Origin of the sequence: Pseudomonas mediterranea CFBP 5447, from assembly GCF_000774145.1 — a bacterium.
In the GTDB taxonomy this organism is placed as follows: domain Bacteria; phylum Pseudomonadota; class Gammaproteobacteria; order Pseudomonadales; family Pseudomonadaceae; genus Aquipseudomonas; species Aquipseudomonas mediterranea.
In genome coordinates this window covers 482,453-507,945 of the sequence record NZ_KN322986.1, presented here as the reverse complement: position 1 = coordinate 507,945, position 25,493 = coordinate 482,453, and the positions used below count along the sequence as shown (strand labels likewise).

Sequence of the window (25,493 nt, the reverse complement as noted above, 5' to 3'; positions counted from 1 at the left end):
GGTTGAGATGTGAAGAAAAGGAGGTGGGCTGGAGTTATTGATTTGTCAGGCGGGTTTATTTTGGGGGATATAAATAAAAAGCCCACATCCTTCGATGTGGGCTTTTTTGTAACGCCTGGCGTTATATCAAGCGCCGTACACCGGCAGCTTCTTGCAGATCGCCTTGACCTTCTCACGAACGGCGTCGATGACCGCTTCGTTGTTCAGGTCAGCCAGGATGTCGCAGATCCAGCCGGCCAGTTCCTTGCACTCGGCTTCCTTGAAACCACGAGTGGTCACGGCCGGGGTGCCGAAGCGCAGACCGGAGGTGACGAACGGGGAACGTGGGTCGTTTGGCACCGAGTTCTTGTTCACGGTGATGAACGCCTTGCCCAGTGCGGCATCGGCGTCTTTGCCGGAGATGTCCTGCTTGATCAGCGACAGCAGGAACAGGTGGTTCTCGGTACCGCCGGACACCACGTCGAAGCCGCGCTCGATGAACACGCCGGCCATGGCCTTGGCGTTCTTCACGACTTGCTGCTGGTAAGCCTTGAACTCAGGTTGTAGGGCTTCCTTGAAGCAGATCGCCTTGGCGGCGATGACGTGCTCCAGCGGGCCGCCCTGGGCGCCCGGGAATACAGCGCCGTTCAGCTTCTTCTCGATGTCGGCGTTGGCACGCGCCAGGATCAGGCCGCCACGTGGACCGCGCAGGGTCTTGTGGGTGGTGGTGGTGACCACGTCGGCGAATGGCACCGGGTTCGGGTAGACGCCGGCGGCGACCAGGCCGGCAACGTGGGCCATGTCCACGAACAGGTAGGCACCGACCTTGTCGGCGATGGCGCGGAAACGTGGGAAATCGAGGACCTGGGAGTAGGCGGAGAAACCGGCCACGATCATTTTCGGCTTGTGCTCGAGGGCCAGGCGCTCGACTTCGTCGTAGTCGATCAGGCCGTTGCCGTCGATGCCGTACTGGACGGCGTTGTACAGCTTGCCGGAGGACGAAACGCTGGCACCGTGGGTCAGGTGACCGCCGTGGGCCAGGCTCATGCCCAGGATGGTATCGCCAGCCGACAGCAGCGCCAGGTAGACGGCGGCGTTGGCCTGGGAACCGGCGTGGGGCTGGACGTTGGCGTAATCGGCGCCGAACAGCTCCTTGGCGCGGTCGATGGCCAGTTGCTCGACCACGTCGACGTACTCGCAACCACCGTAGTAGCGCTTGCCCGGGTAGCCTTCGGCGTACTTGTTGGTCAGTACCGAGCCTTGAGCTTCCATCACCGCGGGGCTGGTGTAGTTTTCCGAAGCGATCAGCTCAATGTGCTCTTCCTGGCGCTGAGCTTCTTGCTCCATGGCGGCAAAGAGATCGGCGTCGTACTTGGCAATAGTCAAATCACGGCTGAACATGGCGGTCCTCAAGGATCGGGGGCAGAAAAGGGAGGCATTCTAACCCAACCGCTTTTGGAAGGGGTATGAAAGGACGTCATGTGGTGGACGAATGGGATTCACCCAGGACCCGGCGGCCTCATCGCGAGCAGGCTCGCTCCCACAGGGGAATGCATTCCAGATGTGGGAGCGAGCCTGCTCGCGATGAGGGCCGCCCAGGCGCTAAAGGCCTTCAGTCGAGCATGAACAGCGCATCATTGCTGAACTGCGCTTCGAACCGGTGGGCTGGCATCGGGCGGCCGAACAGGTAGCCCTGGACCTCGTCGCAGCCGTGTTCGCGCAGGAAGTCGAGTTGTTCGTGGGTCTCGACGCCTTCGGCGATCACCGCCAGGTTGAGGCTGTGGGCCATGGCGATGATCGCCCGGGCGATCTGCGCGTCCTGTTCACCGGATGGCAGGCCGTCGACGAAGGTGCGGTCGATCTTCAGCACGTCGATGGGGAACTGCTTGAGGTAGTTGAGCGACGAATAACCGGTGCCGAAGTCATCCACGGCGATGCTCAGGCCGAGGTTTTTCAACCCGGCCAGGATCTGCATCGCCTCGCTGACTTCGCGCATCAGGATGCTTTCCGTCAGTTCCAGCTCCAGGCAGGCCGGTGACAGGCCGGTGCTGCGCAGGATATTGGCGATTCGCGTACCCAACTGACCATCGGAGAACTGCCGGGCCGAGATGTTGACCGAGACTTTCGGCACCCGGACCTTGGCCTGGTGCCAGGTCTTGAGCTGCCGGCAGGCCTCGTCGATGACCCAGTCGCCGACGTCCACCACCAACCCGAGTTCTTCCAGCACCGGGATGAAGTCCCCTGGCGGCACCAGCCCGCGGCGCGGATGACGCCAGCGCAGCAGGGCCTCGGCGCCGGTCAAGCGTTTGCCGTCGCCGCTGAACTGCGGCTGGTAATACAGCACGAATTCGTTCTGCTCGAGGGCGTGGCGCAGGTCGCTTTCCAGTTCCAGTCGTTCCAGGGCACTGGCGTTCATGTCGGCCTGATAGAACTGGAAGTTGTTCTTGCCGCGCTCCTTGGCGTGATACATCGCCGTGTCGGCGTTCTTCATCAACTGGCTCAGTTCGTTGCCGTCCTGGGGACTCAAGGCGATACCGATACTGGCCGTGACGAAGAACTCCCTGCCTTCGAGCACGAATGGCCGGACCAGGCTGGCGAGGATCTGCTCCGCTACGTTGATGGCCCGGTTCAGCGCCGTTTCCCGGCTGGAGCGCGGCTCCAGCAGCAGGGTGAACTCGTCGCCGCCCATGCGCGCCACGGTGTCGTCGTCGGTGACGCAGCCGAGCAGGCGTGTCGCCATGTCCTTGAGCATCCGGTCGCCGGCGGCGTGCCCCAGGGAGTCGTTGATCGGTTTGAACCGGTCCAGGTCGAGGAACATCAGCACGACCCAGTTCTTCTGCCGCTCGGCCGATTGCAGCGCGGTATGCAGGCGGTCCTGGAACAGCGTGCGGTTGGGCAGGTGGGTGAGGGCGTCGTAATAGGCCAAGCGATGGATGCGCTGTTCGCTGGCCTTGCGTTCGCTGATGTCGCTGAAAAAGCACACGTAGCTGGCCAGGTCGCCTTCATCATCCAGCACCGCCGTGATGCCGACCCAGGCCGGGTAATGTTCGCCGTTACGGCGCTTGAGCCAGACCTCGCCTTCCCAGGAGCTGTGCTGCTGCAACTGCTTGAGCACGTAGCGCAGGTGGGCCTCCTGCTGATCGTCCACGGTCAGCATGCTCGGCAACTGGTCCAGCACCTGGGACACCGCGTAGCCACTGACCCGGCTGAAGGCTTCGTTGGCCTGGACAATGTAACCGGCCGGATCGGTGATCAGGATCGCCGAGGTCGAATGCTCGAATACCGTGGCGGCCATGCGCAGGTCTTTTTCGGCGCGCCGTTGCTGGCTGATGTCGCGGCCGACGCCAAGCACGCCTTCGAAGCCACCGGCATCGTCCCAGACCAGTACCAGCCGCAATTCGATAGGAATCTTGCGTCCGTCGGCACGCAGGCAGTCGAACAGGAACAACTGGGTCTGCATCTGATTGCGCAGCTCGGCCAGTTGCCCGGGCTTGTCGAGGGCCTTGCTGACCCGGTCCATCAGGGTATAGATACCGGTCAGTTGCTGCGGGTTGGCGATGGTCGACTGCCAGCCGTTCTGGAAGATCCAGTCGGCGTTGTAGCCCAGCACCGCTTGCACCGACGGGCTGACGTAGTTGAGCGAAAGCTTGCTGTCGGTGGAGAAAATCACATCGCTGATGCTCTCGGCGAGCATCCGGTAGCGCTGTTCGCTGTCACGCAGCGACTCGCTGGCCTCGATCTGCTCGGTGATGTCCTTCGCCACACCGATGATCCGCGTCACCTGGTCATGCCGGTCCCGGGCCAGGGCCTGTTCGCGGATGTCGAAGCGTCGCCATTTGCCGTCGCGATGGCGGAAGCGCAGTTGGCATTGCAACAGGTGCGCATAGCCGCCGCGCCGCTGTTCCTGGCGCAACGTGTGGTAGTGGTCGGCATCGTCGCTGTGCAGCAGGATTTCCCAGAAGTACTCACCCATCTGGTGCAGTTCGGTGCGGTCATACCCCAGGGTCTGGCCCAGGTGGTGGTTGCTGAAGATCATCCGCTGGCTGATGACGTCCTGCACGTAGAGATGATCCGGCACGGTACGCACCACGTCGGACCAGAAGCCTTCGCGCTCGAGCAACGACAGTTCGATCAGCTTGCGGCTGGTGATGTCGTTGATGCTCAGGATTACGGCGTTGTAGTCGTCCTGCTTTTCCGGCAGGCGCAGTACCAGCCAGAGATGCTGGTCACGGCCGTGGGCGTCCTGGAGCTTGATCTCCAATTCCAACTGCTTGTGCTGGTCGAGCAGGGTTTCGAGCAATTGCGGCCCGACCGGATTGTTGTCCTGCGGGCCCTTGCCCACCAGCAATTGCCAGGCCTGTTCACAGGAGTCGACGTTGAGCAGCCGCAACGCCATCTGGTTGACTTCGGTGATGCGCACTTCCTGTTGCAGTTGCTCGAGTTGGTGCGGGACTTTCATCCACGCCCGCAGTTGATCGCCATTGTGCAGGCCGGACCGGACAAAAAATGACTTGAGGCTGGAGAGGTCGAGTACGCACAAGGCCACACCGGTGCCTTCGAAAATGTCCTGGTAGCGGCGGCGACCTTCGTGCAGTTGCCGCTGGCGGCGACGCATGTTCAGCAGGGCGATGACCGGCAGCATCGAAAACGCCAGGCCCAGCAGGCATTTGCCGATGAAGGCCGGCAGCAGTTGTTCGAGCACTTGCCGGCGGTCGAACAGCCCCCGCAGTTGCCAATCGCTGCTGCTCAGCGGCACGGTCAGCACGGTGTTGTCCAGATCGTCCGGCGACAGGTGCGAGGGGTTGATTGATGGCAGGCTCTCGTCACGGCTGACGATTTGCTGGTTGAGACGGTTTTCCACCACCCACAGTGGGCGCAACCCGGTATCGACCTGTTTGATCAGCGTGGAGAAGAAGTTCGGGGTCAGACGCAAGGCCCAGTAGCCGCGGGTACTGCCGCTGGCCTGATGCAACAACAGATGCACCACGGAGCCGTCGTCGGCGTTACTGAAGTAATGTGCCTGGTTGTGACTGCGGTGCACCAGCTCACTGAGGTAGCCGGCGTCGTGGCTGTCCGGGTCGGTGTCGCTGAGCACCATGCCGGATGGACTCAGCAATGCCAGGCTGCGTAGCTGGGGCAGCGATTGCTGGATTTTGTGCAACAAGGCCTGCTGTTCGTCGGCTGTCTGCGGTTGTTCGACGATCGGTAGCAGATTAAGGGCGATTTGCGCGTTCAGGGCCATGTTCAGGCTGACTTGCGCGGCCAGGTCGGCGGTGTAGTCGATGGTGTACTGGCGCTGTTGCTGCTGGGTGACGCGCAGTTGGTCGAGCAGCTGCCAGAAGAGCAATCCGAGCAACAACAGCACCAGCGTGGCCAGGGCGCCCTTCAATGTCCCGCGCAGGGGCGAGCCGGGCACGGTATCCGGTGCGCGTGGGGACAGGGTCGGCGTGACGTTGGACAAGCTGTAATCCTGCGGTTTGCTGGACTGGCGCGACACGCACTATAAGCCGGACGCCCGAAGGGCGGCTAGCATGCCTTGCCTTGTGGCAAAGTGCCAGTCCCTGGTGGCTGGACCTTGACGGACGGTTGAGGTAGCTTTGCCGGTCAAACAAGAGCGTTCCAGCTCCAGATCCCCAGGCTTTATCTGCCCCGCTGGCATTGATGACCGTCAACTGCCGGCGCCGTGCATGGCCTGGTTCGTTCTTTTCACCTGTCACAGACGCTAGGTTCACCATGGCTCAATACGTCTTCACCATGCATCGGCTGAGCAAAGTTGTTCCGCCGAAGCGGGAAATCCTGAAAAACATTTCGCTCTCATTCTTCCCCGGCGCCAAGATCGGCGTGCTGGGCCTCAACGGTTCGGGTAAGTCCACGCTGCTGAAGATCATGGCCGGCGTCGATACCGAATTCGACGGCGAAGCCCGCCCGATGCCGGACCTGAACATCGGCTACCTGCCCCAGGAGCCTCAGCTGGACCCGACCAAGACCGTGCGTGAAGTGGTCGAGGAAGCGGTCAGCGTGATCAAGGACGCCCAAACGCGCCTGGACGAGGTCTACGCCGCCTACGCTGACCCGGATGCCGACTTCGACAAGCTGGCCGCCGAACAGGCCAAGCTCGAAGCGATCCTGCAGGCCAGCGATGGCCATAACCTGGAGCGCCAGCTGGAAGTCGCCGCCGACGCCCTGCGCCTGCCGGCCTGGGAAGCGAAGGTCGAACACCTGTCCGGCGGTGAGAAGCGCCGTGTGGCCCTGTGCCGCCTGTTGCTGTCCGCCCCGGACATGCTGCTGCTCGACGAACCGACCAACCACCTGGACGCCGATTCCGTCGCCTGGCTCGAACACTTCCTGCACGATTTTCCGGGCACCGTCGTGGCGATTACCCACGACCGTTACTTCCTGGACAACGTCGCCGGCTGGATCCTGGAACTCGACCGCGGCGCGGGCATTCCGTACGAGGGCAACTATTCGGGCTGGCTGGAAGCCAAGTCCGAACGTCTGGCCCAGGAATCCAAGCAGCAGTCGGCCCATGAAAAGGCCATGAAGGAAGAGCTGGAGTGGGTGCGCAAAGGCGCCAAGGCCCGCCAGTCCAAATCCAAGGCCCGTCTGCAACGCTTCGAGGAAATGCAGTCCCAGGAATTCCAGAAGCGCAGCGAAACCAACGAGATCTACATTCCGGCCGGTCCGCGCCTGGGTGACAAGGTCATCGAATTCAAGAACGTCACCAAGGGCTACGGCGATCGCGTGTTGATCGACAACCTGTCGTTCTCCATGCCCAAAGGCGCCATCGTTGGTGTGATCGGTGGTAACGGTGCGGGTAAGTCCACGCTGTTCCGCATGCTGATGGGCAAGGAAACCCCGGATTCGGGCACCATTGAAGTCGGCGAAACCGTGCAACTGGCCTGCGTCGACCAGAGCCGCGAAGACCTGGACGGCAGCAAGACGGTGTTCCAGCAGATCTCCGACGGTTCCGACCAGATCCGCATCGGCAACTACGAGATCCCGTCGCGCACCTACGTGGGTCGCTTCAACTTCAAAGGCGGCGACCAGCAGAAGTTCGTCAAGGACCTGTCCGGTGGTGAGCGCGGTCGCCTGCACCTGGCGCTGACCTTGAAGGAGGGTGGCAACGTCCTGCTGCTCGACGAACCGTCCAACGACCTCGACGTCGAAACCCTGCGTTCCCTGGAGGAAGCCCTGCTGGACTTCCCGGGCGCGGCCATTGTGATCTCCCACGATCGGTGGTTCCTCGACCGCGTGGCGACCCACATCCTGGCGTACGAAGACGATTCCCAGGCGGTGTTCTTCGAAGGCAACTACACCGAGTACGAAGCCGATCGCAAGAAACGCCTCGGCGAAGCCGCTGCCCAGCCACATCGGGTACGGCACAAGAAACTGGCCTGATTCCATCGGCCGGTAAGTTACAGAACCTGTGGGAGCGAGCCCTGCTCGCGATAGCGTCGGATCGGTCAACGCTCATGTTGCCTGACCCACCGCCATCGCGAGCGGGGCTCGCTCCCACAGTGGTTTATGGGCAGGGCAGGAGTCACTCCGACTCTATCGCCACCACCTCAATCGCCATATCCCCCACCGGTCGCTTCCAGACCACCTCATCCCCGACCTTGCTCCCCAGCAACGCCCGCCCCAGCGGTGAGCCCCAATTGATCAGCCCACTGGTCGCATCGGCCTGGTCTTCCCCCACCAGCTGCACACGCTGCTCATGGTCCTGTTCATCGACAAAGGTCACCCAATGTCCGATCCGCACCTGGTCCGCTGAGGTGGCCGTAACGACCTGGGCGCTTTGCAGGCGCTGGTTGAAATAGCGCAGATCCCGTTCCAGGTCTGCGATGCGCTGTTTGTCCGCCAGCTCTTTGCGGGCAGCCTGCTGGCTGTGCAGCGTCTGCAACTCGGCGACCCGGGCCTGCAACTGGGCGAACCCGGCGGGTGTGACGTAGTTGGGTTGCGCGCTGACCTGGCGTTCGACCGGTTGATCGGCCTGGGCCGCGGCGCTGTCTTCGTTGACGAAGGCACGACTCATGGTGTTCTCCTCTATTGGAGTTTGGGCCATGGTCGCAGGCTTTTGGTTTCGACGGATGTCTGTACGCGACTCACTGCGAGCGATAGGCCCGGGCGGCGTCGCGATCCTTTTCCTGTTGCCAGGCACGTTCGCGCTCATCCCAGTGACGATTACGGTAGGCGTCTCGATCCTCACTTTCGCGCATGGCCTGGCACTGGCGGAAACCGTCGCTCCAGCCTTCGGCGTAGCGTGCATCCTTGAGATAGCGCGGAACGTCTTTCCTGAACTGGCCGGTGATCGCGCCGGCGGCTTGCCGGCCGCTGCTGCAGCCGTCATCGAAGCCGTCGGCGAATGCCGGTGGATAGCCTCGGGCGATCAGGTCTTCATGGGTGGTTTCACAGCCGCCAAGCAACATTACTACCGCCAGTACCGCTACCGCGCGCCTCATTTCCTGCCTTCCTGCCGCATCCACATATACAAGAAGTCTAGAAGCGGATTCGTCAGGCCGGTGTGAAACGGTTGTGATTAATCTGTTCGTGGGGTTGCGGGTGGGGCCAGTCTTGGCACCCGTTGGTCAAGAGATGCCAAGCCGAACACCATTGTGGCGAGGGAGCTTGCTCCCGCTGGGCTGCGTAGCAGCCCCAAATCGAGGGCCGCTTCGCGCCCCAGCGGGAGCAAGCTCCCTCGCCACGGTGGTATCCGATCAGCTGACCGGCATGGGTTCAGTAGTGATACCACTTCACCTCAAGCATCACCTCGTTCTCCGGCGAGGCCAGGTGGCTGAATTCCCGCTGGGCGCTCAGGCGCAGGCCGAGGTTGCGGGACAGTTCCCACTGTTGGTTCAGGCTCAGGCGCCGGCGTACCTCGCCGTTGACGAAGTAGTCACCCTTGGCTTCCAGGCTCAGGTTGCCCAGCGGGTTTTTCCACAGCACGCCACTGTTGAACCCGGTGGCCGGGGCGATGAATTGGGCGAAGTCGTTGTTGTGTTCCACCCGCACCGTGCCCAGGGCAAATCCCAGCACGTCCTCGCCCAGCGCCCAGGTGCCGCCGGCACCACCATTGACGTGGCTGACCAGGGTTTCATCGTCGTGCTTGCCCGGGACCCGCTCCAGGCCCCCGGTGACCTGCCAGGACAGCGGTTGCAGCAATTCATTGCGCGGCGTCAGGGAGCGGATGGTCGCCAGGTCCAGGCGCTGCACCTGCCACTCGTTGCCTTCGTACTGGCGCAGCTTCAATTGCAGGATCTCGATCTGCGCCCCCAGCGGGAAGCTTTCGGCGTTGTCGTTGAGGTCGTGATAAGCCATGCGCAGGCCGTATTCGCCGAACGCCCGGTCGCCCCGGGTGCCGAGGCCGGCCTGCCAGGTGCGCGATTCATGACCGTCCTCGGGCAGGCCCGGTTGGGGAATGTCGAGTTCCGGCGCGGGATTCTGATTGATTGCCCGCAACAGTTCGAAGCTGCGCTGGGCCCGTTGCGGATCGCGCTCCTGGCCGTTGGCGCGGTAACGCTCCAGGCGATAGGCCGCATCGACGATCAGCGCCTGGCGTTCGCGGGGCAGTGCCTTGAATTCGGCAGCCTGCATTTGCTTTTGGTCGGCGCTGACCTTCAGGACCCATTGTTGTTCGTCAGCGCTGAGCGGCTCGGCGCGGCTGAGCAGTTCTCGCTCGCGGGACGGTCGATATTCGATGCTCTCCACCAACCCGGCTTCCTTCACGGCCTTGACGGTGTCGGTGGGGATCGCCGTCAGCGGGAATTGTTCGGTCAGGCGCAGGCTGGGACGGGCCACTTGCAGCAATTCCAACAGGCGGTAGGAGCAGTTTTCGTCGAAGAAGAAATAATCGAACTGGATCTGCTTGAGTTCCCAGACGTGCTCGACCATGCGCTCGGTTTCCACCTGGCTCAGGTTGAGGCGGTATTCCCACAGGTCGCGGTTCTCCAGGCTACGGTACTCGGACAGTTTCTCCTGGTAGGGCACCAGGGCGAACAGGCCGGGATAGCCGCCCATCAAGCCTTTCCAGGCGTAGATGATGCTGTTGTCCGACCCTTCGATGTAGGCGCCGAAATTGATCGCATAGCTCAGCAGGGCGGTCTTGTCCCGTTGCACGTCGGCCTGGTCGATGCGCAACAGGGTATGGCCGAACATAGACGACGGGCTGTTCAGGTAGGCGGCCGGGAAAATCATCACCGCGCTGTGGGGGGCGACGTCCTTGAACCATTGGGTGAATTCGCTGCAATCGACTGCTGGCAGATCGGTCAGGTTGAGCTGCGCCTTGAGCCAGCGCGTGCGCGCCGGGTACACGCACTGGGCATGTTGCTGGCCGGCGCTGGCCGGGCCGTAGAGGGCTTGCAGCGTGGCGGTCAGTTCATGGTCGGGGTGTTCGTTGCCGTCGGGTGCCAGGAAGAATTTCCTGTCGCTGATATAGCTGCGCCAGCCACCGAGCTTGGCGGTTTCATAGTGGCCCAGGGAAATCCAGAAGCGGTCATTGGCCAATTGCTGCAAACGTTGAGGGTCGACATGAGGTGCGGCGGACAATGGGGCGCACACACAGAGCGCCAGCCAGGCAAGGCGTTTGAGCATAGTCGGCTACTTGGAAAGTCGAAAAATAAAGACCGGATGGGCCCAAAAAAAGAAAACCCGCTCCCCGGAGGGAGCGAGTGGGGTCGAGCTTAAGCTTGAGTGGCGTACTTGGCCAGACGAGGATCGTTTTTCAGTACGGCCAGGGTATTGGTATGCACGTCTTCTGCGGTCACGTCAGCCTTGCTGAAGATCTGCTGGAAGTGCTCGTGGGTGACAGCGGAGAAGTGGGCGCGGTCTTCTGGCGCCACACCCAGTACCACGGCATAGGTGGTCAGCGCTTCGCCCTGACCCTTGGCCATGTCTTCGGACAGCTCGTTCATCATTCCATTCATGGCCAGCCAGGACTTGCCACCGTAGGTCAGTGCCGCGTTGGTCGAGCAGCCGTTGGTGCCGGAGGTCATGCCGAAGGTGGCGTTGCCGGAGGTGCCGTTGGTGGTGGAAGCGAGGAAGTGAGCCGGGGTGCCACGCTGACCTTCGAACAGCATGTTGCCCCAGCCGCAATCCGGCCCGCCCGGCGCCTGAGCCATGGCGTTGAGGGATACAGCGGTGAAGAGAGTACCGAGAAGAATCCGTTTCATAGCTATGTTCTCTTTATGTGCATACCAATGGACAGGGTCTGGCGCCTTCGTGGCCTCAACCACTCGTGCCAGTGGGCCGGTTATTGTTCCAGCCGCGCAGTTTGGAGTTTAGGCACGATCCAAGGGTTCCGTGACATTTTGCAAAAACTATCCTGCAAGTCATGCGGTTACGGGCTTCTACTTCGGTTCGGGGCCGGTCGGTTGACTATGCTTTGACCTGAGGCGCTCCTTGCCAGTCAGGTACGGGCGGCGCCAGAATGCCGTTATCTGCCCCGCCTGATGTAAGGAAGCCCGATGCCTGATCCTGTTGCTGCCAGCTTGCGTCTAGTGCCCGAAGCGCTGACCCGTCCGTTTTCCGCTGAACAGTTCAGCTTCTCTACCACCAATGATCTGGAGCCCTTCCGCGGTGTGCTTGGCCAGGAACGTGCGGTCGAAGCATTGCAGTTCGGCGTGGCCATGCCGCGCCCCGGTTACAACGTATTTGTCATGGGCGAGCCCGGTACCGGCCGGTTTTCATTCGTAAAACGCTACCTCAAGGCCGAAGGCAAGCGCCTGCAGACCCCGGCAGACTGGGTCTACGTCAACAATTTCGACGAGCCTCGCGAACCCCGGGCCCTGGAGCTGCCATCGGGCACCGCCGGTGCGTTCATCAACGATATCAACGGCTTGATCGACAACCTGCTGTCGACCTTTCCGGCAGTCTTCGAGCACCCGTCCTACCAGCAGAAAAAAAGCGCCATCGACCGGGCTTTCAACCAGCGCTACGACCGCGCCCTGGATGTCATCGAGCGCCTGGCCCTGGAGAAGGATGTCGCGCTGTACCGCGACAGCAGCAATATCGCCTTCACACCGATGAGCGACGGCAAGGCCCTGGATGAAGCGGAATTCGCCCAGTTGCCGGAATCCGAACGCGAGCGTTTCCATGACGATATCTCCGGCCTGGAAGAACGCCTGAACGAAGAACTTGCCAGCCTGCCGCAATGGAAGCGCGAATCCAGCAACCAGTTGCGCCAGCTCAACGAAGAAACCATCACCCTGGCCCTGCAGCCGCTGTTGGCGCCGCTGTCGGAAAAATACGCGGAGAACGCGGCGGTCTGCGGTTACCTGCAGGCGATGCAGGTCAACCTGCTCCGGACGGTGGTCGAGCAACTGGTGGACGACAGCAAGACCGATGCCATCGCCCGCAAGATGCTGGAGGAGCAATATGCGCCGAGCCTGGTAGTGGGGCATCCGGCGAGTGGCGGCGCGCCGGTGGTGTTCGAACCGCACCCGACCTACGACAACCTGTTCGGACGCATCGAGTACAGCACTGACCAGGGTGCGCTCTACACCACGTATCGGCAGCTGCGTCCCGGTGCCTTGCATCGGGCCAACGGCGGCTTCCTGATCCTTGAAGCGGAGAAGATGCTCGGCGAGCCGTTCGTGTGGGACGCGCTCAAGCGTGCGCTGCAATCGCGCAAGCTGAAGATGGAATCGCCGTTGGGCGAACTGGGCCGCCTGGCCACGGTGACCCTGACGCCGCAGCACATCCCGTTGCAGGTCAAGGTCGTGATCATCGGCGCTCGCCAGCTCTACTACGCCTTGCAGGACCTGGATTCGGACTTCCAGGAAATGTTTCGCGTGCTGGTGGACTTCGACGAAGACATCCCGATGGGCGACGAGAGCCTGGAGCAGTTCGCCCAGTTGCTCAAGACCCGCACCTCGGAAGAAGGCATGGCGCCGCTGACCGCCGATGCGGTGGCGCGCCTGGCCACCTACAGTGCACGCCTGGCCGAACACCAGGGACGCTTGTCGGCCCGTATCGGCGACCTGTTCCAACTGGTCAGCGAGGCGGATTTCATCCGTCAGCTGGCCGGTGACGAGATGACCGACGCCGGCCACATCGAGCGCGCCCTCAAGGCCAAGGCCACCCGCACCGGGCGGGTTTCGGCACGGATCCTTGACGACATGCTGGCGGGGATCATCCTGATCGACACCGACGGCGCGGCCGTGGGCAAGTGCAACGGGTTGACGGTGCTGGAGGTGGGCGATTCGGCGTTCGGTGTACCGGCACGGATCTCCGCCACGGTGTACCCGGGCGGCAGCGGTATCGTCGACATCGAGCGGGAGGTCAACCTTGGCCAGCCGATTCACTCCAAGGGCGTGATGATCCTCACCGGATACCTGGGAAGCCGCTACGCCCAGGAATTCCCGTTGGCGATTTCGGCCAGTATCGCCCTTGAGCAATCCTACGGTTATGTCGACGGCGACAGCGCCTCCCTGGGCGAGGCTTGCACGCTGATTTCGGCGTTGTCGAAGACGCCGTTGAAGCAGTGCTTCGCCATCACCGGCTCGATCAACCAGTTCGGTGAAGTTCAGGCGGTGGGCGGAGTCAACGAGAAAATCGAAGGCTTCTTCCGACTCTGTGAAGCCCGTGGGCTGACCGGCGAGCAGGGGGCAATCATTCCCCAGGCCAACGTCGCCACCCTGATGCTCGATGAGAAGGTGCTGGCCGCCGTCCGGGCGGGGCAGTTCCACGTCTATGCCGTGCGCCAGGCCGACGAAGCCCTGAGCCTGTTGGTGGGGGAGCCTGCCGGTGAGCCGGATGAGAACGGCGAGTTCCCCGAGGGTAGCGTTAACGCCCGCGTTGTGGAGCGGCTGAGGGTGATTGCCGAGATGATCAGCGAAGACGACATCAAGGAAGCGGAAAAGGAGCTTGCGCAAGCAGCCTTGGCGGAAGCCAAGCCGGCTTGATGGAAGTGAAGACCTGAATGTGGGAGCGAGCCTGCTCGCGAAAGCGGTGGATCAGCATCATTGATGTTGACTGACCCAACGCCTTCGCGAGCAGGCTCGCTCCCACATTGGTTCGCACAGATTCAAAAATGCTTCAGAGCGCCGCCGATTTGGCGTCAATATTCACACTATGACCATTCGGCGCATTCTGGTCTCGCTTGGCTTGCAAGAGGAACTTTTCTTCTATCCTCAGTTCAAGGATAACGAGAGTCATCATCGGATCGAAACAGCCTCCCCGGGGCTGAATACCGTATCACTGAGGGGCGCCGCCATGTCGCGCAACCTTTGTCTCACCCGTCAATGCCTGGGTCTTGTCACTCGTATCGAATGCGCCATCCGTCCGCTGGCGGGGGATACCGGCATGTGGACGCTGCTTTTTGCCGCCGGAATGGCCGGCGAACAACCTTCCGCCCTCAAGGCCCAAGGCCCGTTTCCCGGCCCGAACGCCGCCGAATCGATCCTCGACACCATCGTCCAGGCGTTGACGCTGCATGGTTATGAACTGGCCGACGACCCGCAGATCTGGTGCCTGCACATGCAGGCCCAGCTACGCGAGATCAATGGCGGCCGCTGCCGCAATGTCGGCGGCTTCGAGTTCCGCCCGCCCCATTGAGGGCCGGAACCCGGCACTTGCAACCTGACACCAGTGGCTGCGGCCAGGGACGGCCCTGGCGTTTGTGAGGCCCGTCGTGGCTGATATACTCGCCGCCATTTTCTGGCTCTGGTGTGAGATTCAATGGAACGCTTTATCGAAAATGCAATGTACGCCTCCCGTTGGCTGCTGGCGCCGATCTACTTCGGCCTGTCCCTGGGCTTGCTGGCCCTGGCGTTGAAATTCTTCCAGGAAGTCTTTCACGTCATCCCCAACGTGTTCACCATGGCCGAATCCGACCTGATCCTGGTGCTGCTGTCGCTGATCGATATGGCCCTGGTGGGTGGCCTGCTGGTGATGGTGATGATTTCCGGCTACGAGAACTTCGTCTCGCAACTCGATATCGATTCCGACAAGGAAAAGCTCAACTGGCTGGGCACCATGGACTCTTCATCGCTGAAGATGAAAGTCGCCGCCTCCATCGTGGCCATTTCCTCGATCCACCTGCTGCGCATTTTCATGGACGCCAAGAATGTCGATCCCGAACACCTGAAGTGGTACGTGATCATCCACATGACCTTCGTGGTGTCGGCGTTCGCCATGGGCTATCTGGACAAGCTGACCAAGCACTGAGATCTCTATTGGCGCAGCGCCCGTCTGTCGAAAGGCAGGCGGGCGTTGTCGTTTCCGGCGAGGCACTTTGACGTCGGTGCTCGTCATCCGTCATGGCATCTGTGCTAGTCTGCTCGCCCTTTTGGTTCCGGGCGCTCCGGGAGGCGCTGTGTCACTCACGGCCATTCCCGAGCCGTCCGCACAGCGGAGCAGCAGCATGTCCGAAGTAAACCTGTCCACCGACGAAACCCGCGTCAGCTACGGCATTGGTCGTCAGTTGGGCGACCAATTGCGCGACAACCCGCCACCAGGTGTCAGCCTGGACGCGATCCTGACCGGCCTGACCGACGCTTTCGCCGGTAAGCCAAGCCGTGTGGGCCAGGAAGAAATGTCCGCCAGCTTCAAGGTCATCCGCGAAATCATGCAGGCCGAAGCCGCCGCCAAAGCCGAAGCCGCTGCTGGCGAAGGTCGTGCGTTCCTGGCTGAAAATGCCAAGCGCGACGGCATCACCACCCTGGCATCGGGCCTGCAATTTGAAGTGCTGACCCAGGGTGAAGGCGCCAAGCCAACCCGCGAAGACCAGGTACGTACCCACTACCACGGCACCCTGATCGACGGCACCGTGTTCGACAGCTCCTACGATCGTGGCCAGCCAGCCGAATTCCCGGTAGGCGGCGTGATCCCGGGCTGGACCGAAGCGCTGCAACTGATGAATACCGGCAGCAAATGGCGCCTGTACGTGCCGAGCGAACTGGCTTACGGCGCCCAGGGCGTTGGCAGCATCCCGCCGCACAGCGTTCTGGTGTTCGACGTCGAGCTGCTGGACGTTCTGTAAGGCAGTAACAGGCCTTTGTGGGAGCGAGCCTGCTCGCGATGGCGGTCGGTCAGTCGAGAGTAATGTGACTGACACGACGTCATCGCGAGCAGGCTCGCTCCCACGGGGCTTGTGTGCTCATCCGTGAAACCTGCCATTGAAATCACCCGTCGGGCGCAACGCCCGGGCATAGCAGAACAGGAACAGATTTCGCACCAGTTCCTTGAGCACCAGCGGTTCGCTGGAGTTCAGGCTGTTGAGGTCCAGGTCTCCCTGATCCTGTAGTTCGCTCAAGGCTTCTTCTTCAAGCACCGCGCAGACTTCCCCGGTTTCCCGATGCAGGATCCTGAGGTAGGGATGTGGGCGGTCCAGCCAGGCATCGATCAAATAAGTCATGGTTCTCATCTCCTTGATGGATTTGATGAGAATAATTCTTATTATCTAAATAGCAAGACTCAATTTGTATTGCGGTTTTTTTTCTGACGATGGGTTGTCGCAGCTCACGATGGCTGGCGTTTGGCTGGCAGGCGCAAAGCGGGGTCGAAGCGGAGGAGGGCGAGGCACCATCCCACGCGGGGGCGCGGGATGGGATACAGCGGACTCAGACTTTTCTGACGAACTCGGATTTGAGTTTCATCGGGCCGATGCCATCGATCTTGCAGTCGATGTCATGATCGCCATCGCACAGGCGGATGTTCTTGACCTTGGTGCCCACCTTGACCACCAGCGACGTGCCCTTGACCTTGAGGTCCTTGATCACGGTGATGGTGTCGCCGTTCTGCAAGACATTGCCGACCGAGTCTTTCTTCACGGTGTCATCGGACGCCGCTTCGACTTCGCCGCCGGCAGACCATTCGTGGGCGCACTCCGGGCAGACCAGCTGGGTGCCGTCTTCGTAGGTGTATTCGGAATTGCATTTCGGGCAGGGTGGCAACGTGCTCACTAAGGTTCCTTGGGTATCAGGAGGACAAAAGGGCGCACATTGTATAGGGTTTTAAACTGGGTAGGGGAGTGGTCATTGTGGCGAGGGAGCTTGCTCCCGCTCGGTTGCGCAGCAGCCGCAAAAAAACGGGGCCGCTGCGCAGCCCAGCGGGAGCAAGCTCCCTCGCCACAAAAGCTCGCTATGATCGGCTTGGATCAGTGGGTACGGGCGACCGCAAACTCGCTCAGTTCCACCAGGGCATCGCGATATTCGCTGGCCGGCAGGGCGTCGAGGCATTTGATTGCGCGGGCGACGTAGTCCCGGGCCAGTTTTGCGGTGTAGTCCAGCGAGCCGGAAGCTTCGACCGCTGCGCGAATGCTTTCCAGGTCTTCGATCCCGCCTTTCTGGATGGCCTGACGTACCAGGGCCGCCTGTTCTGGCGTACCTTCGCGCATGGTGTAGATCAACGGCAGGGTCGGCTTGCCTTCGGCGAGGTCGTCACCGACGTTCTTGCCCAGGGTCTCGGCGTCGCCCTTGTAGTCGAGCAGGTCGTCCACCAACTGAAAGGCCACGCCCAGGTGGTCGCCGAAGGTGCGCAGCGCTTCGCTCTGCTCCGCGGAAGCACCGGCCAGCGCGGCGGCGCTGTGGGTCGAGGCTTCGAAGAGCATTGCGGTCTTGCCGCGGATGACCTCCATATAGGTTTCTTCCGTGGTGCTGGCATCCCGTACCTTGGACAGCTGCAGTACTTCGCCTTCGGCGATGATGCGGGTGGCCTGGGACAGGATCTTCATCACCGGCATCGAGCCCAGTTCGACCATCATCTCGAACGAGCGCGAATACAGGAAGTCGCCCACCAGTACGCTCGGGGCGTTGCCCCACATGGCATTGGCGGTCGAGCGACCACGGCGCATGCCGGACATGTCGACCACGTCGTCATGCAGCAGGGTGGCGGTGTGCAGGAATTCGATAGTGGCAGCCAGCAGGCGCAGGTCGTCGCCTTCGCGACCCAGGGCCTTGCCACACAGGAGCACCAATAAAGGACGCAGGCGCTTGCCGCCGGCCGAGGTGATGTAGTCGCCGATTTTCGACACCAGCGGCACTCGGGAAGTCAGCTGCTTCTTGATGATGCCGTCGACGGCACTAAAATCGTCCGCCACTGCGCGGTAGAAAGCTTGGGGTTGCATCAGCGACAGGCGCTCCAGAAGGGTTGCGCGGCATGCTAGGACCCACGTCCGGGGCTGTCAAGGCACGATGGACGGCTACTTGCATCGCCAGGACAGCTTGCGTACAATCGCGCACCCTGAACTTCCTGGGCAGCACCTGCCTTACGCAATTGCATCCGGGCCTTCCAGCCCATGCAGCCATGCCAGCCAATACCTCTTCTTCTAAAGCGCTGGGTGAGCAGGATTATCGGAGAAATACCATGTCTTATGCAGTAATCGTTACTGGTGGCAAGCAATACAAGGTCGCCCCAGGTGAATACCTGAAGATCGAAAAACTGGAAGTCGCTACCGGCGAATCCGTGACTTTTGATCGCGTTCTGTTGGTCGCCAATGGCGATGACGTGAATATCGGCGCTCCAGTCGTTGCTGGCGCTACCGTTGTGGCTGAAGTGATCTCCCAAGGTCGTCACGATAAAGTCCGCATCATCAAGTTCCGTCGTCGTAAGCACCACATGAAGCGTATGGGCCACCGCCAGTGGTACACCGAGATCAAAATCACCGGTATTCAGGCTTAATTTCAGCCTAATTCCTCACTAGGAGAATTGAACTCATGGCACACAAAAAAGCTGGTGGTAGTACCCGTAACGGTCGCGACTCAGAAGCCAAACGCCTTGGCGTGAAGATGTATGGCGGCCAGGTCATCAAGGCTGGCAACATCATCGTGCGTCAGCGCGGCACCCAATTCCACGCCGGTTACGGTGTGGGCATGGGTAAGGATCACACCCTCTTCGCTAAAATCGAAGGCGTGATCAAGTTCGAAGTAAAGGGCGCGTTCAACCGCCGTTACGTGAGCGTTGTCGCGGCTTAATCGCGAGGATGCTGGAGAAGCCCTGTCTTGCGACGGGGCTTTTTCGTTTGTGGGGTGAGTCTCTTGCAAAGCTGTTTGTATGGGCTGCCGGCGCTGCCATCGGGCGCTTGATCTGGTCGCTGCGTTCATTTTTGCAAGAGTCTTATGTCTTGTTTTTTCGACTCGTCCGTATGACGAGAGGCGTATGTCATGAAGTTTGTTGATGAAGTATCGATTCGAGTAAAAGCCGGCGACGGCGGCAATGGTTGCATGAGTTTCCGTCGGGAAAAGTTCATTGAAAACGGTGGTCCGAACGGTGGTGACGGCGGCGACGGCGGCTCGATCTTCATGCTCGCCGACGAAAACCTCAACACCCTGGTGGACTATCGTTACACCCGCCACTTCGATGCCGAGCGTGGCTCCAATGGTGGCAGCACCGATTGCACCGGTAAAAAGGGCGAGGATCTGGTTCTGCGTGTTCCTGTCGGTACCACGGTGATCGACTCCGCGACCCAGGAAGTCATTGGCGACCTGACCAAGCCGGGGCAGCGCCTGCTGGTGGCTCACGGTGGTTGGCACGGCCTAGGCAACACCCGCTTCAAGTCCAGCACCAACCGCGCGCCGCGCCAGACCACGCCAGGCAAGCCGGGCGAGCAGCGTGACCTGAAGCTGGAAATGAAGGTGCTGGCCGACGTAGGCCTGCTGGGCTTGCCGAACGCGGGTAAAAGTACCTTCATTCGTTCGGTGTCGGCCGCCAAGCCGAAAGTGGCGGACTACCCGTTCACTACCCTGGTGCCGAACCTGGGTGTGGTCAGTGTCGACCGTTGGAAGAGCTTCGTGATCGCGGACATCCCGGGCCTGATCGAGGGTGCTTCCGATGGCGCCGGCCTGGGGATTCGCTTCCTCAAGCACTTGTCCCGTACCCGCCTGTTGCTGCATCTCGTGGACATGGCGCCGTTGGATGAAAGCAGTCCCGCCGATGCCGCCGAGGTCATCGTCAGCGAGTTGGCCAAGTTCAGTCCGGCCCTGGTCGAGCGTGATCGCTGGCTGGTGCTGAACAAGTGCGACCAGATCCTTGAAGAAGAGCACGAGGAGCGGGTCAAGGAAATCGTCGACCGCCTGGAGTGGGACGGTCCGGTCTACGTGATCTCCGCCATTGCCAAAGAAGGTACCGAGCGCCTGTGCCATGACATCATGCGCTACCTGGAAGATCGCGCCGATCGCCTGGCCAATGACCCTGTCTACAAGGAAGAACTGGCCGAGCTCGACCAGCGCATCGAAGACGAAGCCCGTGCGCAACTGCAGGCGCTGGATGACCAGCGTGCCTTGCGTCGCAGTGGTGTGAGGTCGGTCCATGACATCGGCGAAGATGACTGGGATGAGGAAGATGTGGATGATGAAGATGGTCCGGAGATCATCTACGTTCGCGACTGATCCTGAGATGTTCGTCAGTTAAGCTGCGAAACCTGTGGGAGCGAGCCTGCTCGCGAATGCGTTATATCAGCCAATATCCATGTTGCTGATCCAGCGCTTTCGCGAGCAGGCTCGCTCCCACAGGGTTTAAGTGGCTCGGCGCGGTGTTATCATCGCAGCCAGCCGGTTTCCAGGGCGCCGCTCATTCGAGCGGCGTTTTGGTGTCTGCAAAACGCAAATACGAATAATCCCATGGATGGCGCTGGGTCGCGTCGTCCGCTGGCAAAGGTTGAAGATGATGCGGAGCAAGGTGACGGGTGCGCGGCGCTGGGTCGTGAAGATCGGTAGCGCACTGCTGACGGCGGATGGCAAGGGCCTGGATCGCAAGGCAATGGCGGTGTGGGTCGAGCAGATGGTGGCCTTGCATGAGGCTGGCGTCGAGCTGGTGCTGGTCTCTTCGGGGGCTGTGGCAGCCGGCATGAGCCGTCTGGGCTGGACGTCGCGACCCAGCGCGATGCACGAATTGCAGGCGGCCGCCGCCATTGGCCAGATGGGCCTTGTGCAGGCCTGGGAATCCAGCTTTGCCGAGCATGGCCGTCATACGGCGCAGATTCTCCTGACCCACGATGACCTCTCCGACCGCAAGCGCTACCTCAATGCCCGCAGCACCTTGCGGGCGCTGGTAGAGCTGAAGGTCATTCCGGTGATCAACGAGAACGATACCGTGGTCACCGATGAGATCCGCTTCGGTGACAACGACACCCTGGCCGCGCTGGTGGCAAACCTGGTGGAAGCCGATCTGCTGGTGATTCTCACGGATCGCGACGGCATGTTCGACGCCGATCCGCGCACCAACCCCGACGCCAAGCTGATTTATGAAGCCCGTGCCGATGATCCGGCCCTGGATGCGGTGGCGGGCGGCACCGGCGGCGCGCTGGGGCGCGGTGGCATGCAGACCAAGCTGCGTGCTGCGCGTCTGGCGGCGCGCTCCGGTGCTCACACCATCATCATCGGTGGTCGGCTGGAGCGGGTGTTGGATCGCCTGAAGGCGGGTGAGCACATCGGTACGTTGCTCTCGCCTGAGCGCGGCATGCTGGCGGCGCGCAAGCAGTGGCTGGCCGGGCACCTGCAAACCCGCGGCACGCTGGTGCTGGATGCGGGGGCCGTGACGGCGCTGTCCCAGGGCAACAAAAGCCTGCTGCCGGTGGGCGTGAAGCTGGTCCAGGGCAGTTTCCGGCGTGGCGAAATGGTCGTGTGCGTGGCGCCGGATGGTCGCGAGATCGCCCGTGGCCTGGCTAACTACAGTGCGCTGGAGGCACAGAAAATCATCGGGCAATCGTCTGATGCGATTGTCGGCCTGCTGGGTTACATGGCTGAGCCTGAGCTGGTTCACCGCGACAACCTGATTCTTGTCTAAGGAAATTACATGGGTTTGGCAAAAGGATTGATCGGTCTGCTGCTGGCGGTGCCGCTACTGGCTTCGGCCGAGGAGATTGGCCAGGTATCGACGGTGTTCAAGTTCGTCGGGCCGAACGACCGGATCGTGGTCGAGGCGTTCGACGATCCCAAGGTGGATGGCGTGACCTGCTACCTGTCCCGGGCCAAGACCGGTGGGGTGAAAGGTGGCCTGGGTCTGGCCGAGGATCGTGCCGAGGCCTCCATTGCCTGTCGCCAGGTAGGGCCGATCAGCTTCAAGGGTGAGCTCAAGGATGGTGAGGAAGTATTCCGTGAGCGCACTTCGCTGGTGTTCAAGACCATGCAGGTGGTGCGGTTCCTCGACAAGAAGCGTAATACGCTGGTGTACCTGGTCTACAGCGATCGCGTGATCGAGGGCAGCCCGCAGAATGCGGTGACGGCAATTCCGATTTTGCCGTGGGCTCGCGCGCAATAAATTCGCGCGCTACTCCTGTGGGAGCAAGGCTTGCCCGCGATGCAGGCGCCTCGGTTCGTCTTGATGTCGAGGCGATGCTGTCGCGGGCAAGCCTTGCTCCCACCTGAATTTGTGTAGTGCGAAAAATCACAGGCAATAAAAAACCGACCCTGAGGTCGGTTTTTTAACGAGCGCGTCGCTTAGGCAGCAGCGGCAACGTTCAGGGCCTTTACGTGGCCATTCAGGCGGCTCTTATGACGAGCAGCCTTGTTCTTGTGGATGATGCCTTTATCGGCCATGCGGTCGATAACAGGCACAGCCAGAACGTAAGCAGCTTGAGCTTTTTCAGCGTCTTTTGCGTCGATGGCCTTGACTACGTTTTTGATGTAGGTACGAACCATGGAACGCAGGCTGGCGTTGTGGCTGCGACGCTTCTCAGCCTGTTTTGCACGTTTTTTGGCGGAAGGTGAGTTGGCCACCGTCGAGCTCCTCGAAAGACTTTTTGGGAAATAGCAAACAAAATAGGCCGCGAATCATGCCGATGAGTTGAGGTCTTGTCAAGGGCGGGTGACGCGTTCCGCTGAATGGCAGGTACAACGCACCGGATGATTTCTTTCCGGCGTGTGACCTGTAAACTCGCGGGCTTTGGCGCTGTGCTGTTTAGCGGCGCGGAGTATCGCACAAGTGGGCGCGTTGTTCGCCTGCTGTTTATCGACAGGCTGAAACTCTTTTCATGAATCTGCTCAAATCGTTGGCTGCCGTCAGCTCTATCACGATGCTTTCCCGCGTCCTGGGGTTTGTTCGCGACACGCTCATCGCACGGATATTCGGCGCCGGAATGGCCACCGACGCCTTCTTCATCGCCTTCAAATTGCCCAACCTGCTGCGTCGGATCTTCGCCGAAGGGGCGTTTTCCCAAGCCTTCGTGCCGATCCTGGCGGAATATAAAAGCCAGAAGGGCGACGAGGCGACCCGCACGTTCATCGCCTATGTCACTGGTCTTCTGACACTGGTGCTGGCGCTCGTCACGACGGCTGGCATGCTCGCCGCGCCCTGGGTGATCTGGGCCACGGCACCGGGTTTCACCGATACCCCGGAAAAATACCAGCTCACCACGGATCTCTTGCGGGTGACCTTTCCTTATATATTGCTGATTTCCCTGTCGTCGCTGGCCGGGGCGATCCTCAATACCTGGAACCGGTTTTCGGTGCCGGCCTTCGTGCCGACGCTGCTCAATGTCAGCATGATCGTGTTTGCGGTGTTCCTGACGCCGTACTTCAACCCTCCGGTGATGGCCCTCGGTTGGGCCGTACTGGCGGGCGGCCTGGCGCAACTGCTGTATCAACTGCCCTACCTGAAGAAGATCGGCATGCTGGTACTGCCGCGCCTGAATCTGCGCGACAGCGGCGTCTGGCGGGTGCTCAAGCAGATGTTGCCGGCAATCCTCGGGGTATCGGTCAGCCAGATTTCCCTGATCATCAACACCATCTTTGCCTCGTTCCTGGTGGCCGGCTCGGTGTCGTGGATGTACTACGCCGACCGTCTGATGGAATTGCCGTCCGGCGTGCTGGGCGTGGCGTTGGGCACGATCCTGTTGCCGACCCTGGCCAAGACCTATGCCAGCCAGGATCGCCAGGAGTACTCGCGCATTCTCGACTGGGGCCTGCGCCTGTGTTTTGTGTTGGTGTTGCCCTGCGCGGTAGCGTTGGGGATCCTGGCGGAACCCCTGACCGTCTCGCTGTTCCAGTACGGCCAGTTCAAGGCGTACGATGCCCTGATGACCCAGCGGGCCTTGATCGCTTACTCGGTGGGGTTGTTGGGAATCATCCTGATCAAGGTGCTGGCGCCAGGTTTCTATGCGCAGCAGAACATCCGCACACCGGTAAAGATCGCCATTTTCACCCTGGTGATGACGCAATTGTTCAACCTTTTGCTGATCGGTCCCCTGGCCCACGCCGGCCTGGCCCTGGCGATCAGTATTGGCGCGTGCCTCAATGCCGGGCTGCTGTTCTACCAGTTGCGCAAGCAGAAGATGTATCAACCGCAGCCGGGCTGGGGCAAGTTCGGCCTCAAGCTGCTGGTGGCCGTGGGGGTGATGTCGGCGGTACTGCTGGCGGCGATGCACTTCATGCCAGCCTGGGGCGGCGGGCAGATGCTCGAGCGTTTCCTGCGCCTGGGGATGCTGGTCGTCGCGGGTGTGGCGGCGTATTTCGGCATGTTGCTGCTGATGGGATTCCGTCTGCGGGACTTCAATCGCAAGGCCTTGAGCTGAGGGATTGCCGTCGATAAGGGCGGCTCGGGCAGCGGTTTTGTCGGTTCGATCACTTTGGGTTACGGTGTTGCCTGTCGTTGGCCGCCGGGTGTGGTTATAATCGGCCACTTTATGAGCAAGAAGCGCGTTATGCAGCTGGTTCGAGGCCTCCACAACCTGCGTCCCCGGCATCGGGGCTGTGTCGCCACCATTGGCAACTTCGACGGTGTCCACCGTGGCCACCAGGCTATCCTGGCGCGGCTGCGCGAGCGTGCGCTGGAGTTGGGCCTGCCCAGTTGCGTGGTCATCTTCGAGCCGCAGCCCCGGGAATTCTTTGCCCCGGACACCGCGCCGGCCCGTCTGGCCCGCTTGCGGGACAAACTGCAACTGCTGGCCGCCGAAGGCGTCGACCGGGTCCTGTGCCTGGCTTTCAACGAGCGCTTGAGCAAGCTCAGCGCCGCCGAGTTCGTCGAGACCATCCTGGTGGGCGGTCTCGACGTGAAGCACCTGGAGGTCGGCGACGATTTCCGTTTCGGCTGCGACCGGGCAGGGGATTTCGCCTACCTGCAGCAGGTTGGCCTCGCCCGTGGCTTTACTGTTGAAGCGGCGCAGACCGTCGAGATGGACGGCTTGCGTGTCAGCAGCACCCAGGTCCGCAATGCCCTGGCCGCTGCCGACTTCGAATTGGCCGAGCGCTTGCTCGGCCGCCCGTACCGGATTGCCGGACGGATCCTGCATGGACAGAAGCTGGCGCGCCAATTGGGTACGCCGACCGCCAACGTGCAACTCAAGCGCCGTCGTGTGCCGCTGACCGGGGTGTTCCTGGTGAGCGTCGAGATCGACGGCAAGGCCTGGCCCGGCGTCGCCAATATTGGCGTACGGCCCACGGTCCAGGGGGATGGCAAGGCCCATCTCGAAGTACATGTTCTGGATTTTGCCGGCGATCTGTATGACCGGCGTTTGACGGTGGTTTTCCACCAGAAGCTGCGTGAAGAGCAGCGTTTTGCCTCCCTGGAGGCGCTCAAGACGGCGATCCATGCAGATATCGCCGCCGCCCGTGCCCTTGTCGCAACCAGCGCCAATCGCTAATGAA

22 protein-coding genes are annotated in these 25,493 nt (G+C 61.4%); 12 read left to right on the top strand and 10 right to left on the bottom strand.

Annotated features, from left to right (window positions below; all coding sequences use genetic code 11):
- Nucleotides 1–126: 126 nt before the first annotated feature.
- Both glyA and N005_RS19160 read right to left on the bottom strand, forming a co-directional pair.
- A complete protein-coding gene (gene glyA, locus N005_RS19165) occupies nt 127–1,380 on the bottom strand; it encodes a serine hydroxymethyltransferase (RefSeq protein ID WP_047702625.1) in 1,254 nt (417 codons plus the stop codon).
- 211 nt (nt 1,381–1,591) lie between these two features.
- A complete protein-coding gene (locus N005_RS19160; RefSeq protein ID WP_047702811.1) occupies nt 1,592–5,440 on the bottom strand; it encodes a sensor domain-containing protein in 3,849 nt (1,282 codons plus the stop codon).
- Nucleotides 5,441–5,712: 272 nt separating this feature from the next.
- Here N005_RS19160 and ettA point away from each other — a divergent pair, with 272 nt between their 5' ends.
- Entirely contained in the window at nt 5,713–7,377 is a 1,665-nt protein-coding gene (gene ettA / locus N005_RS19155) for an energy-dependent translational throttle protein EttA (RefSeq protein ID WP_047702624.1), read from the top strand.
- Between the two features lie 142 nt (nt 7,378–7,519).
- Here ettA and N005_RS19150 read toward each other — a convergent pair whose 3' ends face one another.
- The 4 genes from N005_RS19150 to N005_RS19135 form a co-directional block, all read right to left on the bottom strand.
- The gene (locus N005_RS19150) at nt 7,520–8,011 is read right to left on the bottom strand and encodes a GreA/GreB family elongation factor (RefSeq protein ID WP_047702623.1); all 492 of its coding nucleotides are present in this window, start codon (nt 8,009–8,011) and stop codon (nt 7,520–7,522) included.
- Between the two features lie 70 nt (nt 8,012–8,081).
- The gene (locus N005_RS19145) at nt 8,082–8,438 is read right to left on the bottom strand and encodes a putative periplasmic lipoprotein (RefSeq protein ID WP_047702622.1); all 357 of its coding nucleotides are present in this window, start codon (nt 8,436–8,438) and stop codon (nt 8,082–8,084) included.
- A 274-nt stretch (nt 8,439–8,712) separates the two neighbouring features.
- Nucleotides 8,713–10,566 (bottom strand): Lnb N-terminal periplasmic domain-containing protein, encoded by a 1,854-nt coding sequence (locus N005_RS19140; protein WP_047702621.1) that lies wholly within the window; start codon nt 10,564–10,566, stop codon nt 8,713–8,715.
- An 89-nt stretch (nt 10,567–10,655) separates the two neighbouring features.
- Entirely contained in the window at nt 10,656–11,144 is a 489-nt protein-coding gene (locus N005_RS19135; RefSeq protein ID WP_024780764.1) for a DUF3015 domain-containing protein, read from the bottom strand.
- Nucleotides 11,145–11,438: 294 nt separating this feature from the next.
- On the opposite strand from N005_RS19135, the gene N005_RS19130 reads away from it, so the two are divergent.
- The 4 genes from N005_RS19130 (at nt 11,439) to bamJ (ending at nt 15,955) form a co-directional block, all read left to right on the top strand.
- Nucleotides 11,439–13,877 carry a Lon protease family protein gene (locus tag N005_RS19130; RefSeq protein ID WP_047702620.1) on the top strand — a complete coding sequence of 813 codons (2,439 nt, stop codon included), beginning with the start codon at nt 11,439–11,441 and terminating at the stop codon, nt 13,875–13,877.
- A 310-nt stretch (nt 13,878–14,187) separates the two neighbouring features.
- On the top strand, nt 14,188–14,529 hold the full coding sequence (locus N005_RS19125) for a PA4575 family protein (protein WP_047702810.1): 342 nt from the start codon (nt 14,188–14,190) through the stop codon (nt 14,527–14,529).
- 123 nt (nt 14,530–14,652) lie between these two features.
- Nucleotides 14,653–15,141, top strand: coding sequence for a TIGR00645 family protein (locus tag N005_RS19120; RefSeq protein WP_047702619.1), 489 nt, complete (start codon nt 14,653–14,655; stop codon nt 15,139–15,141).
- A gap of 196 nt (nt 15,142–15,337) precedes the next feature.
- A complete protein-coding gene (gene bamJ, locus N005_RS19115; protein ID WP_047702618.1) occupies nt 15,338–15,955 on the top strand; it encodes a BamJ family beta-barrel-assembly machinery protein in 618 nt (205 codons plus the stop codon).
- Nucleotides 15,956–16,072: 117 nt separating this feature from the next.
- Here the strand turns inward: bamJ and N005_RS19110 are convergent, their stop codons facing one another.
- The 3 genes from N005_RS19110 to N005_RS19100 all read right to left on the bottom strand — a co-directional run bounded on the left by N005_RS19110 (nt 16,073) and on the right by N005_RS19100 (nt 18,040).
- The gene (locus N005_RS19110) at nt 16,073–16,330 is read right to left on the bottom strand and encodes a PA4570 family protein (protein WP_042731942.1); all 258 of its coding nucleotides are present in this window, start codon (nt 16,328–16,330) and stop codon (nt 16,073–16,075) included.
- Nucleotides 16,331–16,535: 205 nt separating this feature from the next.
- Nucleotides 16,536–16,877 carry a zinc ribbon domain-containing protein YjdM gene (locus tag N005_RS19105; protein WP_047702617.1) on the bottom strand — a complete coding sequence of 114 codons (342 nt, stop codon included), beginning with the start codon at nt 16,875–16,877 and terminating at the stop codon, nt 16,536–16,538.
- A gap of 194 nt (nt 16,878–17,071) precedes the next feature.
- A complete protein-coding gene (locus N005_RS19100) occupies nt 17,072–18,040 on the bottom strand; it encodes a polyprenyl synthetase family protein (protein WP_047702616.1) in 969 nt (322 codons plus the stop codon).
- Between the two features lie 239 nt (nt 18,041–18,279).
- Here N005_RS19100 and rplU point away from each other — a divergent pair, with 239 nt between their 5' ends.
- The 5 genes from rplU (at nt 18,280) to N005_RS19075 (ending at nt 22,170) form a co-directional block, all read left to right on the top strand.
- Entirely contained in the window at nt 18,280–18,594 is a 315-nt protein-coding gene (rplU, locus tag N005_RS19095; protein WP_007950961.1) for a 50S ribosomal protein L21, read from the top strand.
- 35 nt (nt 18,595–18,629) lie between these two features.
- Complete coding sequence (gene rpmA / locus N005_RS19090) at nt 18,630–18,887, top strand: 50S ribosomal protein L27 (RefSeq protein WP_007950960.1); 258 nt, start codon at nt 18,630–18,632, stop codon at nt 18,885–18,887.
- Nucleotides 18,888–19,076: 189 nt separating this feature from the next.
- Nucleotides 19,077–20,300 (top strand): Obg family GTPase CgtA, encoded by a 1,224-nt coding sequence (gene cgtA, locus N005_RS19085; protein ID WP_047702615.1) that lies wholly within the window; start codon nt 19,077–19,079, stop codon nt 20,298–20,300.
- Nucleotides 20,301–20,577: 277 nt separating this feature from the next.
- Nucleotides 20,578–21,696, top strand: a complete 1,119-nt coding sequence (gene proB / locus N005_RS19080; RefSeq protein WP_047702809.1) for a glutamate 5-kinase — start codon at nt 20,578–20,580, stop codon at nt 21,694–21,696.
- A gap of 9 nt (nt 21,697–21,705) precedes the next feature.
- Nucleotides 21,706–22,170, top strand: a complete 465-nt coding sequence (locus tag N005_RS19075) for a CreA family protein (protein ID WP_030140286.1) — start codon at nt 21,706–21,708, stop codon at nt 22,168–22,170.
- 179 nt (nt 22,171–22,349) lie between these two features.
- On the opposite strand, the gene rpsT is transcribed toward N005_RS19075, so the two are convergent.
- Nucleotides 22,350–22,628 carry a 30S ribosomal protein S20 gene (gene rpsT, locus N005_RS19070; RefSeq protein WP_020798646.1) on the bottom strand — a complete coding sequence of 93 codons (279 nt, stop codon included), beginning with the start codon at nt 22,626–22,628 and terminating at the stop codon, nt 22,350–22,352.
- 254 nt (nt 22,629–22,882) lie between these two features.
- On the opposite strand from rpsT, the gene murJ reads away from it, so the two are divergent.
- Both murJ and ribF read left to right on the top strand, forming a co-directional pair.
- Entirely contained in the window at nt 22,883–24,421 is a 1,539-nt protein-coding gene (gene murJ, locus N005_RS19065; protein ID WP_047702614.1) for a murein biosynthesis integral membrane protein MurJ, read from the top strand.
- Between the two features lie 129 nt (nt 24,422–24,550).
- A complete protein-coding gene (ribF, locus tag N005_RS19060) occupies nt 24,551–25,489 on the top strand; it encodes a bifunctional riboflavin kinase/FAD synthetase (protein WP_047702613.1) in 939 nt (312 codons plus the stop codon).
- Nucleotides 25,490–25,493: the final 4 nt, after the last annotated feature.

Bases quoted from the DNA above. Each gene is read 5' to 3' on its own strand.
- N005_RS19110 (WP_042731942.1), bottom strand. From the start codon at position 16,330: ATGACTTATTTGATCGATGCCTGGCTGGACCGCCCACATCCCTACCTC.
- glyA (WP_047702625.1), bottom strand. From the start codon at position 1,380: ATGTTCAGCCGTGATTTGACTATTGCCAAGTACGACGCCGATCTCTTT.
- N005_RS19120 (WP_047702619.1), top strand. From the start codon at position 14,653: ATGGAACGCTTTATCGAAAATGCAATGTACGCCTCCCGTTGGCTGCTG.
- rplU (WP_007950961.1), top strand. From the start codon at position 18,280: ATGTCTTATGCAGTAATCGTTACTGGTGGCAAGCAATACAAGGTCGCC.
- N005_RS19150 (WP_047702623.1), bottom strand. From the start codon at position 8,011: ATGAGTCGTGCCTTCGTCAACGAAGACAGCGCCGCGGCCCAGGCCGAT.
- bamJ (WP_047702618.1), top strand. From the start codon at position 15,338: ATGTCCGAAGTAAACCTGTCCACCGACGAAACCCGCGTCAGCTACGGC.
- N005_RS19075 (WP_030140286.1), top strand. From the start codon at position 21,706: ATGGGTTTGGCAAAAGGATTGATCGGTCTGCTGCTGGCGGTGCCGCTA.
- rpmA (WP_007950960.1), top strand. From the start codon at position 18,630: ATGGCACACAAAAAAGCTGGTGGTAGTACCCGTAACGGTCGCGACTCA.
- N005_RS19130 (WP_047702620.1), top strand. From the start codon at position 11,439: ATGCCTGATCCTGTTGCTGCCAGCTTGCGTCTAGTGCCCGAAGCGCTG.
- ettA (WP_047702624.1), top strand. From the start codon at position 5,713: ATGGCTCAATACGTCTTCACCATGCATCGGCTGAGCAAAGTTGTTCCG.
- N005_RS19135 (WP_024780764.1), bottom strand. From the start codon at position 11,144: ATGAAACGGATTCTTCTCGGTACTCTCTTCACCGCTGTATCCCTCAAC.
- cgtA (WP_047702615.1), top strand. From the start codon at position 19,077: ATGAAGTTTGTTGATGAAGTATCGATTCGAGTAAAAGCCGGCGACGGC.
- ribF (WP_047702613.1), top strand. From the start codon at position 24,551: ATGCAGCTGGTTCGAGGCCTCCACAACCTGCGTCCCCGGCATCGGGGC.
- murJ (WP_047702614.1), top strand. From the start codon at position 22,883: ATGAATCTGCTCAAATCGTTGGCTGCCGTCAGCTCTATCACGATGCTT.
- N005_RS19125 (WP_047702810.1), top strand. From the start codon at position 14,188: ATGTCGCGCAACCTTTGTCTCACCCGTCAATGCCTGGGTCTTGTCACT.
- proB (WP_047702809.1), top strand. From the start codon at position 20,578: ATGCGGAGCAAGGTGACGGGTGCGCGGCGCTGGGTCGTGAAGATCGGT.
- N005_RS19100 (WP_047702616.1), bottom strand. From the start codon at position 18,040: ATGCAACCCCAAGCTTTCTACCGCGCAGTGGCGGACGATTTTAGTGCC.
- N005_RS19140 (WP_047702621.1), bottom strand. From the start codon at position 10,566: ATGCTCAAACGCCTTGCCTGGCTGGCGCTCTGTGTGTGCGCCCCATTG.
- N005_RS19145 (WP_047702622.1), bottom strand. From the start codon at position 8,438: ATGAGGCGCGCGGTAGCGGTACTGGCGGTAGTAATGTTGCTTGGCGGC.